Source organism: Bacillus sp. MSP13 (assembly GCF_000815295.1).
Classification (GTDB): Bacteria; Bacillota; Bacilli; order Bacillales; family Bacillaceae; genus Bacillus; species Bacillus vallismortis.
Window position 1 is genome coordinate 80227 of the sequence record NZ_JXAQ01000008.1, and the last position, 12667, is coordinate 92893.

Sequence of the window (12667 nt, forward strand, 5' to 3'; positions counted from 1 at the left end):
AAACGTCACAGCCACTTTTGCAAAAACTGGACGGCTTCATGCCTCATCACTGCCGTTTCGAAATGGCCAGAAGCGGAACGAATCACCCGATAGCAATCAGAAGCGCCCTGTCCTGCATACACAGCTGCCAATTCTTTTTCAATTTTGTTCACACCCTCAGCCGGCGTTAAACGGTCGTGTACACCCACAAGGCTAAGGTGCGGGCGCGGCGCGATCAAGCTTTGAATCTCCGAGGCAGAAAAATGCTTTGCAAGCGACGGGACGTAATAATAAAAACCATGCCGGTCAAGATTCTGCGTTTTCATCAGGACATGATGATCTACCTGGCTGCACAAATCCACACACACCTTAATCCGATCATCAAGCGCTGCTATCCACCATGCCATCAACCCTCCCATAGACATGCCGATGGTCCCGATTTTGTCAGGCTGAACATCAGGACGAGACTGCATATAATCTAGCGCTCTTACACTGTCATAAATCATCATGCCCCACATCACTCTTCCGGTAAGAAGCATTTCTTTAAATATCTCGCTTTCCGTTTTTCCCCGCCGATCTCCAAAACCCCAATGATCAATCGCAAGTACGCCGTACCCGAGAGAAGTCAGCTCACGGGCGAAAGAAGGTGCTTTCAAATAATCTGCTCCTTCTATCAGTTCACTTTTTCCCCTGTCATACTGGCCTCCGTGCGAATGCTGAAACAATACGGCAGGGCACGGCCCTTCTGCGGACTTCGGTTTCACAAAATAAGCGGGCACTTTTTCATGTCCGTTTAGATCGAGCAGGAGCGTTTCAATGATGTTTCCTTCTCTTTCTTCAATACACAATGTCTCCGTTCTGATTTCGCTCCGGTCAGGCAAATCTCCAAGCAATCGAAACAGCTGCTTTCTTCTTTCCCTACTCATTCTCTCACCCTTCCTTATTCGCTTACTTCACATGTACGAGACGAATCTTGATTCCCCTTTATTTTCCTAAAACAAATTGAATCATTTACTAAATATTTAGTGATTATAATTAAATATTCTGAAAACAACTGTTGTAATCGCTTACTATCATGTGATAGCACAATTTATCTAAATAGATGGGTTAACATTTTATTAAATAGATGAGAGGGATACCTATGGTTCGGATTAAAGATATCGCTATGAAAGCTAATGTTTCCAGTGCAACTGTTTCCAGAATTTTAAATGAAGATGGGTCGCTTTCTGTGGCAGCCGAAACAAGGCAAAGGGTCATCGCTATCGCAGAAGAGCTCGGCTATCAAACGGTTGCTAAACGCCGGAAAACCCGCGGGCAAAAACAGCGGGCCCATCCGCTGATCGGCGTGCTGAGCTGTCTGCCCCTTGATCAAGAATGGCAGGACCCTTATTTTTTCTCGATTCGCAAAGGCATTGAAAAGGAATGCTTTGAACAGGAAATTTTCATCACGAATTGGATTCATCTCGGTTCCTTTCAGGAGCATATCTTTCGGGAACTGGATGGTGTCATTGTCATCGGCCGTGTTCATGATGAAGCGGTTAAGCATATCAGCGGAAGGCTGGAGCATGCCGTATTTATCAATCATTCACCCGATCCGCAAGCATATGATTCTATCAGTATTGATTTTGAATTCGCTTCACGCTAAGCAATTGATCACCTTTTCGGCCTAGGTTACAAACGGTTAGGCTACATTGGCGGACAGGAAAAAGAACATACGCTGAAGAACGGCCAAAGCATTCGCAGAGTCATTGAAGATAAACGCCTGACCGCCTTTTTAGCGTCCGCCGCCCCCCAGCCCGAGCATGTGCTGGTTGGAGAATACTGCATGCGAGAGGGTTATCGCCTGATGAAGCAAGCAATCGCTTCAGGCAATCTGCCGGACGCATTCTTTATCGCCAGTGATTCGGTGGCGATCGGCGCGTTAAAAGCGCTTCTGGAAGCCGGATTGCAAGTGCCGCGCGATACAGCGATCGTCAGTTTTAACGGCATTGAAGAAGCTGAATTTGCCAGCACGCCTTTAACGACGGTGAAGGTATACACAGAGGAAATGGGCCGTACAGGCGTAAAACTGCTGCTTGACCGCCTCAATGGCCGGACGCTTCCTCACCGCGTTACCTTGCCCACAGAGGATCTTCAGCTAAGGAGGTGACATAAGAACATATTCATCACGATCATAAGGAGGAACAGATGAAACTCACTTTTGTTTTATTTCTCTCTCTCATTCTGCTTGTTCTGCCCGGCTGCTCAGCAGAAAAAAGCTCAGCAAATCCCGCAAAAAAGACGTTAACCATTTATTCTACAATGTCAACGGACAGTGAAAGAGCTACGTTCAGAAAACTGGCGGAAGCGTTTGAAAAGGAACACAGAGACATCCGTGTCAGCCTTCATTTCCCAGGCAATGACTATGAAAATATGATGCGTGTCAGAATGGCAGCCAATGATTTGCCTGATCTATTCGATACACATGGCTGGGGAAAAATCAGGTACGGAGAATATACAGCGGATCTCCGGGATATGGAATGGACTCAAAACCTCGATCCAAATTTAAACAGCATCCTCAAAAATAAAAGCGGAAAGGTGTATGCTTATCCGATCAATCAGGCAAAAGACGGGCTGGCGTATAACCGCAATATGTTAGACCGTTACGGCATTAACCCGCCGGAAACCATGGATGACTTTATCAAAGCGCTGAGAACGATTAAAGAAAAGAGCAAGGGCAGCATTGTCCCCTTCTGGTTTGCCGGCTATGACAAAAGCTCATTCGCCCAATATTACGACCAATTCGCTACACCTCTTCTCATCACAGATCCTGCCCATAATGAAAAAAAACAGCTCATCAACGGCACGTTTCAATGGAACAAATTCACTCATTTATCAGGCATCCTTAAACAAATGCAGAAAGAAAAATTAATCAATATTGACGCTGTAACCGCAAAAAAATCACAGCTCATTGAATTAATGGCCCAAAACAAAATCGCCTTTACAATGCAAGGCGGCACACTTGGCCAAGACGTTGCCCAGATTAATCCGAACGTCAAGGTTGGCATTATCCCGACACCTGCCATACATGCCGGAGATGATCCGATATGGATTGGCGGTGAACGCTACACGCTTGCAGCTTGGAAAGACTCCCCTCACGTAAAGGAAGCAAAAGAATTCATCGCATTTATGGCCCGTCCCGCCAATGCCAAACAAATGGCTGAAGCCACATCGCTTCCAGCAGGGCTGACCAATGTGAAAGCTGATATTTTCTACGCAAACGACTACGAGCATTATCAAGACGTCAAAGTCGAGCCTTACTTCGACCGTTTATACTTGCCAAACGGAATGTGGGATGTCCTAGGCACGGTCGGGCAGGAGCTTGCGGCTGACATTTTGACGCCCCAAGAGATTTCAAAAAAGCTGGGAAGAGAATACAAACGACTCCGGGAGCAATCGCAAACACAAGGAGCTGAAGAGCAATGAGTGAGATCGCAAGAGACGTTCATGTGAAACAGGTTAAGCCGAAAAAGCAGTCCTCCCTTTGGTGGATGTATATTCCTGCTTTGCTCTCCGTTCTGATCTTTATGATTTATCCGTTTATGAAAGGGACATTGATCACCTTTACAAACTGGAACGGCTTTTCACAAGTCTACCAATGGGTGGGATTCGCGCAATATGAAAGGCTGTTTTCTGATCCCGACACTTGGCACATCTTAAAAAACACACTGCTTTACGGGCTCGGCAGCACTTTTTTTCAAAATGTGGTTGGGCTCTTGTACGCCCTGCTTTTGAATCAAAGCATCAAAATGAAAGCGATAACGAGAACAATTGTCTATTTGCCGGTGATGATCAGCCCGCTCATTATGGGCTATATTTGGTACTTTTTCTTCTCCTATGACGGAGGCGCACTCAACGATTTGCTCGGTGTATTCGGCATCAGCCCGATCAATGCGCTCGCCAGTCCATCGCTCAACCCGTGGCTCATTGTCATGATTAACACGTATCAATATGTCGGGATTAGTATGGTTGTCTACTTAGCCGGCCTGCAAAGCATTCCGAAAGACTACTATGAAGCTGCGCAAATGGATGGCGCGAAACAAGGCCAGCAGTTTTTCAGCATTACGCTGCCGCTGTTAATGCCCTCGATCACAATTAATATGGTCATCAACATTATCGGAGGCTTAAAGCTGTTTGATGTCATTATCGCTCTTACCGCAGGCGGTCCCGGAAATGCGTCGCAATCCATGTCCACGTTTATGTATGATTTGTACTTCAAACGGCAAGATGCCGGCTATGCCGCAACACAAGGCATATTTATGGCATTTGTCATTTTGATCATCAGTTTCTGCGCGCTTGCGTACTTTAAAAGAAAGGAGACGGAAATGTCATGAATGCAGTCCGTTCAAAAAAATGGCGGATGATTACGATTCTTGCCGCCATAGTGGCCTGTGCGCATTTTATTCCTTTTTACATCCTGCTGACTACTTCATTAAAAGCAAAAGGAGACTACAGTTCAAAATGGCTGTTTCCAGCTGACATCTCCTTTCACAATTTTTCAGAAGCGTGGGAGCGCGCTTCGTTAGCAAACTCTTTTATGAACACCATCATCATCACAGGTTTTTCTGCCTTGCTGTTAATAATATTCGGCTCTCTTGCCGCCTACCCGCTTGCCCGGCGGGAAACGAAGCTGAATAGAGCCGTTTTCGTCTTGCTGATTTCCATCATGATCATCCCTCCATTAACATCGATGGTGCCTCTGTACCGAATGGTGGTGGATGCCGGAATGGTCAATACCCACGCCATCGCCATTTTGATCAATACAGCGGCTTATATGCCATTAACGGTATTCTTGTATTCTGGCTTCATCCGTTCGACCATTCCGAAAGAGCTTGAAGAAGCCGCAAGAATGGATGGCGCAGGCATGCTGAAAATCTTTTTTACGATTGTGTTTCCTCTGCTGAAACCCATCACCGCGACCATCTGTATTATTTCCTGTGTCTTCATTTGGAACGACTATCAATTTGCGATTTTCTTTTTACAAGATCAAAAGGTTCAAACATTAACAGTAGCCATGGCAGGGTTTTTCGGAGAAAACGCCAACAATCTGCATTTAGTTGCCGCAGCCGCGCTAATGTCGATGCTCCCGATGGTTATTCTGTTTTTGGCGCTGCAAAAATACTTTATTGCCGGCCTGTCATCCGGAGCAGTAAAAGGATAACGCTTGAGGAGGAATCAGTATGAAAAAGATTACATTTATCGGTGCAGGGAGCACTATTTTTGCCAAGAATGTTTTGGGAGACTGCTTGTTAACAGAAGCGCTGAATGGATTTGAATTCGCCCTTTACGACATTGATCCGAAACGCCTGCAGGAATCACAGCTCATGCTCGAAAATCTGAGAGACCGCTATAACCCAAGCGTGGCGATCAATAACTATGATGACAGAAAACTCGCCTTGCAGAACGCAAGCTACGTCATCAATGCGATTCAAGTTGGAGGATATAAACCGAGCACAGTCATAGATTTCGACATTCCTAAACGATACGGGCTGCGACAGACGATCGCCGACACAGTCGGCATCGGCGGAATCTTCAGGTCACTCAGAACCATTCCGGTCTTATTTGATATCGCAAAAGATATGGAGGACATGTGCCCGGATGCGTGGTTTTTAAATTATACAAATCCAATGGCCTCACTTACAGGCGCCATGCTCCGCTATACGAATATCAAAACCATTGGGCTCTGCCACAGTGTTCAAGTGTGTACGAAGGATTTGTTCAAATCACTCGGAATGGCGCATGACGGAATCGAGGAGCGCATCGCAGGCATCAATCATATGGCTTGGCTTCTAGAGGTCAAAAAAGACGGCGCAGATCTCTATCCGGAAATCAAAAGGAGAGCGAAGGAAAAACAAAAAACAAAGCATCGTGATATGGTGCGGTTTGAATTGATGGATAAGTTCGGCTATTATGTGACGGAATCGTCCGAACACAACGCAGAGTACCATCCATATTTTATTAAGCGGAACTATCCCGAGCTGATCAGCGAGCTGCAAATCCCGCTCGACGAATATCCGAGAAGGTGCGTCAAACAGATTCAACATTGGGAGAAAATGCGGGATGATATCGTCAATAATAAAAACCTTACGCACGAACGCTCAAAGGAATATGGTTCAAGAATAATAGAAGCAATGGAAACGAACGAGCCGTTCACTTTCGGAGGAAACGTTTTGAATACGGGACTCATCACCAATCTTCCTTCCAAAGCGGTTGTGGAAGTGACATGCGTCGCCGACAGAAAAAAAATCACTCCGTGCTTCGCCGGAGAACTGCCTGAGCAGCTTGCAGCCTTAAACCGGACGAATATTAATACACAGCTGATGACAATTGAAGCCGCTGTCACACGTAAAAAAGAAGCGGTTTACCAAGCCGCAATGCTTGATCCGCATACAAGCGCGGAGCTTTCCATGAATGACATCATCTCCATGTGTGACGATTTATTCGCGGCACACGGCGATTGGATTCCGGAATATAAATAAAAAACTAGGGGACCGTTCTCCCCTAGTTTTTTGGCTTTGTTTCGCCTTCCCAGGCCATCATGCCGCCTTCAACGTTGACGGTTTTAAAGCCCTGCTCATCCAAGTACCTGCAGACATTCATGCTGCGCATTCCTGAGCGGCAGATAAACACGTACTCTTTGTCTTTATCAAGGGTGTCCATTTTTTCAGGAATATCCCCCATGCGAATATGAACGGCTTGCGGGATCATGCCTTCCGCCACCTCTTCATCTTCTCTGACATCAATCAAATATAATTCTTCGTCCGCCTCAATTTTTTCTTTTAAAGCGGCTGTGCTGATTTCTTTTATTTCCAAAGAAAACACTCCTATTCACAATGGTCATGTTCAGTATAGCAAAGTCAGCCGGGCGATTGCTATTTAGAGACTGATGAAAAAACCCCCTTTTGGCAAAGGGGATTTTTTCTCAGGCTTAGTTTGCCACAATATTGACTAGCTTGCCAGGCACCGCGATGATTTTTCGAACCGTTTTGCCTTCAAGCTGCTCTTGGACCTTTTCATCTGCTTGAGCAAGCTGTTCCAGCTGTTCTTTCGTCGCATCGGCAGGAACCTGTAATTTCGCTTTTACTTTTCCGTTCAGCTGAACAACGATTTCAACTTCATCATCCACAAGTTTTGTTTCATCATATACAGGCCAAGCTTCGTACGCAATCGTACCGGAATGGCCAAGCTTCTCCCAAAGCTCTTCCGCTAAGTGAGGCGCGATTGGCGAAAGAAGCTTTACGAAGCCTTCCATATATTCTTTTGGCAGCGCTGACGCTTTATAAGCTTCGTTAATAAAGACCATCAGCTGGGAAATACCCGTATTGAAACGAAGGCCTTCGTAATGATCTGTAACTTTCATGACCGTTTCATGATACACGCGCTCTAATGTTTCACCTGCGCTTTTAACGATCTTGCCATTAAGCTCACCGCTTTCTTCGACAAACAGGCGCCATACACGGTCAAGGAAGCGGCGCGCGCCGTCTAATCCTGATTCAGACCAAGCGATTGAAGCATCAAGCGGTCCCATGAACATTTCGTACAATCTTAGTGTATCAGCGCCGTGAGAAGCAACGATGTCGTCAGGGTTGACAACGTTCCCTTTAGATTTACTCATTTTTTCGTTGTTTTCGCCGAGAATCATTCCTTGGTTGTACAGCTTTTGGAACGGTTCTTTCGTCGGCACTACACCGATATCATAAAGGAACTTATGCCAGAAGCGGGCATACAGAAGGTGAAGCACGGCATGCTCTGCACCGCCGATATACATATCAACCGGAAGCCATTTTTCCAATTTCTCTGGTGATGCCAGCTGATCCGGGTTGTGCGGATCAATATAGCGCAAGAAATACCAGCAGCTTCCCGCCCATTGCGGCATTGTGTTCGTTTCTCTTCTACCTTTTTTTCCAGTCTCAGGGTCTGTGACTTCCACCCACTCTTTTATGTTCGCAAGCGGTGATTCACCTGTTCCGCTCGGTTTGATTTCATCCGTTTTCGGCAAAATCAGCGGCAGCTCCTCTTCCGGCACAGCCGTTGATGTCCCGTCTTCCCAATGAATGACCGGAATCGGCTCGCCCCAATAACGCTGGCGGCTGAAGAGCCAGTCACGCAGACGGTACGTCACTTTCTTCTCGCCGTTTTTCGTTTCTTCCAGCCAAGCGATTATTTTTTCAATCGCTTCCTGCTTGTTAAGGCCGTTCAGAAAATCAGAGTTCACATGCTCGCCGTCGCCAGTGTACGCTGCTTCCTCAACATTTCCGCCTTTCACAACTTCCTTCACCGGAAGGCCGAACGTTTTGGCGAATTCAAAATCACGCTCATCGTGCCCAGGAACCGCCATAACAGCACCTGTTCCGTAAGACGCAAGAACGTAATCGGCAATCCAGACCGGCAATTTTTCTCCGTTTACAGGATTGATCGCATAAGCTCCCGTGAAAACGCCTGTCTTTGTTTTCGCAAGATCAGTCCGCTCCAAATCACTTTTTGATTGAATGTCTTTGACATATGCTTCGACAGCTTCTTTTTGATCAGCCGTTGTGATGGTTTCCACCAACGCATGTTCCGGGGCAAGTACAGTGTATGTAGCGCCAAACAGCGTATCTGGTCTAGTCGTAAACACCGTAAAGGACTCATCATATCCATCTACAGCAAAATGAACGTGCGCGCCTTCTGAACGGCCGATCCAGTTGCGCTGCATATCTTTGATGCTTTCCGGCCAATCAAGCTCTTCCAAGTCTTCAAGAAGCCTGTCCGCATAAGCGGTAATTTTCAGCATCCACTGCTTCATCGGGCGTCTCTCTACCGGGTGGCCTCCCCGTTCGCTCTTGCCGTCAATGACTTCTTCGTTGGCAAGAACCGTACCGAGGGCAGGACACCAGTTGACAGGCACTTCGTCAACATAAGCAAGGCCTTTTTCGTACAGCTTTAAGAAAATCCATTGTGTCCATTTATAGTATTCAGGATCAGTCGTATTGATTTCACGATCCCAGTCATATGAGAAACCAAGCGACTGAATTTGGCGGCGGAAATTATCGATATTCTGCTTCGTAAATACAGCGGGATCGTTCCCTGTGTCGAGCGCGTACTGTTCAGCCGGCAAGCCGAATGCGTCCCAGCCCATTGGATGAAGGACATCATAGCCCTGCATGCGCTTCAGACGAGACAGGATATCCGTGGCTGTATAACCTTCAGGATGGCCGACGTGCAAACCCGCTCCAGACGGATAAGGAAACATGTCCAGCGCGTAAAATTTTTGTTTTTCATTATGATCAAGAGTGGCAAATGTTTTGTTTTCAAGCCAGTATGTCTGCCATTTCTTTTCTATCTCTTTGTGCTGAAAACTCAAAGTAAAAACCTCCTTCTGATTGAATACGGCGTTTATGGTTCAAGTATTGACGGGAAGGAGAGAATTATATTCAGAATATTCCCAAACTAAAAAAAACTCCCTCATCCCTAAAAGGGACGAGAGACTTTCGTTTTCCCGCGGTACCACCCTCGTTAGCGCGGCATACGCCGCACTCACTTGATACTTTTAACGCAGTTATGCGTCAGCGGCTTTTCACCGCTGCAACTCTGAGGTGAGTTCGGAAACAAATTTGATTGACTTTCACCAGCCGTCAACTCTCTGCAACAATATCTGCTTCTTACTGCTCCTCTTCATTGTTCTTATCGCAACCGTAATCTTAACTGTATTTTATAGAATTCTGTTCATAAGTGCAAGCAGGTTTGTATACAATGGGAATGTACCCTGAACGGGCGAAGATTGAGGACAATTATTCGGGTGGAGTTTTGGTTTGACGTTTGGACTCGGCCGATTCGCCGCCGCTGTTCAGTTCTCTCACAAAGTCAAAACTTCTGAGAACAGCTTCACCGCCGTAGCCTGAGATAATGGATAAGATGACAAGTTGAATTCCTGAATCGGGGTCAGCGGATAATACAAGTAAAATGGAAGCCGTCATTCCGATAAACCAATCTTCCAAAAATCCAAGATAGATAAACCGCTTCGTCATTCTGGGCTTCTCCAGCCTGCCTCTCTTTTTCACATGACCGAGAATCCCCATAATTCCTCCAATTACACAAGCAATGAGTACCTGATGCAGCATCTTCATCATCACCTTCCTAAAGCCCTTATTTCGTAAAGCGACTTCAGGCCATCCAGCCCCCTTAAACGATTCCGATGATTTTCGATATCTACATACTGGCAAATCTGAAAAAAGCTTGTTTCTTCCATTATATGTGAACACATGATCGGTAAGCTTGATGCATTAGATTCATTTTTCACCCAGTGACATTGACCTAGTCACTCATTTAGCTGCTTCCGTTCATATGTTCAATTTCTGTTCTTATTTTTAGTGTATACGAGGACAAGCCTTGATGACAAACAACAAACTGCGCTTGCTTGAATCAGAACATGTGTTGTGCTACGGTTACTGTAGAATTCATTAAAAAAGGGGAATATCAGGCTTTCGCACAGTTAGCTGGCAGCCTAAGGGGGAATTATATGGCTAGTTTTCAATCATTTGGAATACAAGGACAGCTGGAGGTCATCAAAAAAGCGCTTGATCACGCGCGAGTCGGTGTGGTCATTACAGATCCCGCACTTGAAGATAATCCGATTGTCTACGTAAACCAAGGCTTTGTTCAAATGACCGGCTATGAGGCCGATGAGATTTTAGGAAAGAACTGCCGCTTCTTACAGGGGAAACATACAAGCCCCGCTGAAGTAAAAAACATTAGAACCGCTTTACTAAATAAAGAGCCGGTTACCGTCCAAATCCAAAACTACAAAAAAGACGGGACGATGTTCTGGAATGAATTGAATATTGACCCGCTAGAAATTGAAGGCAAGACCTATTTTGTCGGCATTCAAAAAGACATCACCCGGCAAAAAGAGTATGAGAAGCTTCTCGAGGATTCCCTCACAGAAATCACTGCACTTTCAACGCCTATTGTCCCGATTCGCAACGGCATTTCGGCTCTTCCGCTAGTCGGCAACCTGACGGAGGAACGATTTAATTCCATCGTTTGCACATTGACGAATATCTTATCAACATCCAAAGATGATTATTTGATCATTGATTTATCAGGGCTGGCCCAAGTAAATGAACAAACCGCCGATCAGATTTTCAAGCTGAGCCATTTGCTGAAATTGACCGGAACCGAATTAATCATTACAGGCATTAAACCCGAATTGGCCATAAAAATGAATAAACTGGATGTCAATTTTTCATCACTGCAAACATACTCAAATGTAAAGGATGCCGTTAGCGTGCTTCCGATTATGTAAAAAGATCCCGCTCATCCAGCGGGATCTTTTATTATGAAGAGATTGATGCTTGCTTATTTGTTTCTTTAGCCGATTTTATTCGTTTGTCATACAAAAGCGTGGTGGCAATACTGATCAACAGCAAAACCAAAAGAGATAACACAAGAGCTTGAATGCCGAAGTGATCGACAAGCATACCGCCGAACAACGGACCAATCATTCTGCCGCCTGTCGCCGCGCTGTTGACAAAGCCTTGATAAAATCCTTCCTTTCCTTTAGGGGCAAGCTGGTTGGCAATCGTCGGCACCGCAGGCCAGACAAGCATTTCCCCGATGGTCAGGATCACCATTGCAGCCAGAAACATCGGGAAGTGTTTTGCCGTCAGCAGCATACTGAAGGATACAATAAAAATGATAAATCCGATGACCATTTGCGTTTTCAGCGACTCCGCCCATTTTTTCACCACAAAACTGACAAGCGGCTGGCCAAACACAATTAACATTCCGTTAACCGTCCACAGCACACTGTATAAGGAAAGAGAGATTCCAATGCTTTGCGTATACGAAGCAATGGTCGTTGACCACTGAGAATAAGCCAGCCATCCGAGTACATACCCGCTGCTTAATATGATGAGCGCGGCAAATTTCGCTTTGCTGTTCACAGCATCATAGTCAAGCACAGACGTTTGGGACGCATCCTTCGTCTGAATGTTTCGAAATCCGAAATATACGATAAAGAAAAAGGCCAGATACAATGCAGCATTCGCCAAAAATACATATGAAAACGAGAAAGAAGCCACGACACCGCCAAGCGCTGAGCCGACAGCCACACCCGCGTTTTGCGCGACATAAATCGCATTAAACGCCTTTCTTCCCCCTTCAGGCCACACCGATCCAGCCATTGCGTAGCTGGCCGGAAAAACAACACCGGAACCAAAACCCACAATCGTCAGCAGCACAATGTAAGCCGGCCACTCATGAAAAAAGACAAGGCCCATCAGGCTTGCTAACGTAATCGCAATTCCAAGCATAATCGATTTAAAGCCGCCGATTTTATCAAACAAAAAACCGCCGCTTAAATTCCCAGCCACACTGGCGCCTGAATTCAGCATCAAAACAAGCCCGGCTACTGTTAATGACTTTCCTAAATGATTATGGATATAAATCGTATTAAGCGGCCATAAAAAAGAAGCACCCGTCACATTAATAAACATTCCAATGACTAAAATTTTAAGAGCACGCGGCATACTCATCCCCCTTTCTCGCCTAAAAAAGCTCATGAAAAAAACGAAACCTAAAACGGCTCCGTACGAATCGAGTAATCATAGCACATTTATTCTAGCTGTCTATCTCATTTTTTTCAACTGATGAGCGTGAAAAAATCTAA

General features: G+C 45.7%; 10 protein-coding genes, 1 pseudogene and 1 other annotated feature. Of the genes and pseudogenes, 6 read left to right on the forward strand and 5 right to left on the reverse strand.

The window, feature by feature from the left end:
- Window positions 1-5 precede the first annotated feature (5 nt).
- A complete protein-coding gene (locus SC79_RS09335; RefSeq protein ID WP_039074807.1) occupies window positions 6-905 on the reverse strand; it encodes a dienelactone hydrolase family protein in 900 nt (299 codons plus the stop codon).
- Between the two features lie 215 nt (window positions 906-1120).
- Between SC79_RS09335 and SC79_RS09340 the strand changes: the two are divergent.
- The 5 genes and pseudogenes from SC79_RS09340 to melA all read left to right on the forward strand — a co-directional run bounded on the left by SC79_RS09340 (window position 1121) and on the right by melA (window position 6497).
- A pseudogene (locus SC79_RS09340) lies at window positions 1121-2133 on the forward strand (LacI family DNA-binding transcriptional regulator).
- A 33-nt stretch (window positions 2134-2166) separates the two neighbouring features.
- On the forward strand, window positions 2167-3444 hold the full coding sequence (locus SC79_RS09345) for an ABC transporter substrate-binding protein (protein ID WP_039074808.1): 1278 nt from the start codon (window positions 2167-2169) through the stop codon (window positions 3442-3444).
- On the forward strand, window positions 3441-4352 hold the full coding sequence (locus SC79_RS09350) for a carbohydrate ABC transporter permease (protein WP_039074809.1): 912 nt from the start codon (window positions 3441-3443) through the stop codon (window positions 4350-4352). The genes SC79_RS09345 and SC79_RS09350 overlap by 4 nt, the downstream gene beginning before the upstream one ends.
- Window positions 4349-5179 (forward strand): carbohydrate ABC transporter permease, encoded by an 831-nt coding sequence (locus SC79_RS09355; protein WP_039074810.1) that lies wholly within the window; start codon window positions 4349-4351, stop codon window positions 5177-5179. Before SC79_RS09350 ends, SC79_RS09355 begins: the two co-directional genes overlap by 4 nt.
- A gap of 19 nt (window positions 5180-5198) precedes the next feature.
- Window positions 5199-6497 (forward strand): alpha-galactosidase MelA, encoded by a 1299-nt coding sequence (gene melA, locus SC79_RS09360; protein WP_039074811.1) that lies wholly within the window; start codon window positions 5199-5201, stop codon window positions 6495-6497.
- A gap of 22 nt (window positions 6498-6519) precedes the next feature.
- On the opposite strand, the gene SC79_RS09365 is transcribed toward melA, so the two are convergent.
- From SC79_RS09365 to SC79_RS09375, 3 genes are all read right to left on the reverse strand, one after another.
- Window positions 6520-6831 (reverse strand): rhodanese-like domain-containing protein, encoded by a 312-nt coding sequence (locus tag SC79_RS09365; protein WP_003237998.1) that lies wholly within the window; start codon window positions 6829-6831, stop codon window positions 6520-6522.
- A gap of 115 nt (window positions 6832-6946) precedes the next feature.
- Window positions 6947-9361, reverse strand: coding sequence for a leucine--tRNA ligase (leuS, locus tag SC79_RS09370; RefSeq protein ID WP_039074812.1), 2415 nt, complete (start codon window positions 9359-9361; stop codon window positions 6947-6949).
- Window positions 9362-9470: 109 nt separating this feature from the next.
- Window positions 9471-9685, reverse strand: a binding site (T-box leader).
- Window positions 9686-9788: 103 nt separating this feature from the next.
- Window positions 9789-10124 (reverse strand): DUF4257 domain-containing protein, encoded by a 336-nt coding sequence (locus SC79_RS09375; RefSeq protein ID WP_026014487.1) that lies wholly within the window; start codon window positions 10122-10124, stop codon window positions 9789-9791.
- A 392-nt stretch (window positions 10125-10516) separates the two neighbouring features.
- Between SC79_RS09375 and SC79_RS09380 the strand changes: the two genes are divergently transcribed.
- Entirely contained in the window at window positions 10517-11302 is a 786-nt protein-coding gene (locus SC79_RS09380; protein ID WP_039074813.1) for a blue-light photoreceptor, read from the forward strand.
- 31 nt (window positions 11303-11333) lie between these two features.
- Here SC79_RS09380 and SC79_RS09385 read toward each other — a convergent pair whose 3' ends face one another.
- On the reverse strand, window positions 11334-12527 hold the full coding sequence (locus tag SC79_RS09385) for an MDR family MFS transporter (protein ID WP_039074814.1): 1194 nt from the start codon (window positions 12525-12527) through the stop codon (window positions 11334-11336).
- Window positions 12528-12667 lie beyond the last annotated feature (140 nt).